Genomic DNA, 414 nt, shown 5'->3' with positions numbered 1-414 from the left:
GTGACCCCGGTCGCCGCCCGCCGGCCCGACCTGTCTGGGGCGGGGCCGGCGGGCGGCGCCGCGTGCCGTGCGGACTGGCCCGGCTCACCGTCTCCCGGGCGCCCCTCAACACCGAACGGCCCTCCCATTCCCGCACGTCCTCCCGCACCTCCTAGCCGCATGCCTCGGTAGGCCAGGGTGGCGTCTCCGCCGGCGACGGGAGGGAGCGGGCGCATACAGCACGCCGCTGCCACGTGCTGCAGAAGGAAGACGTGTCATGACTCCACGAGCTGAACAGCGCGTACGACACCGTCGGCGGGTCGGCCGCCGTCGGGCGCTGATCGGTGGTCTGGCCGCCCTGGGCGTCACGGGTACCGCCGTCGTCGCCGGCGGCCTGCTGTCCCCGGCCGGCGCGGCGACGGCCTGGCCCGAGGC

This window comes from Streptomyces lateritius, from assembly GCF_014649715.1.
GTDB lineage: Bacteria > Actinomycetota > Actinomycetes > Streptomycetales > Streptomycetaceae > Streptomyces > Streptomyces lateritius.
This window is presented reverse-complemented; position numbering follows the sequence as displayed.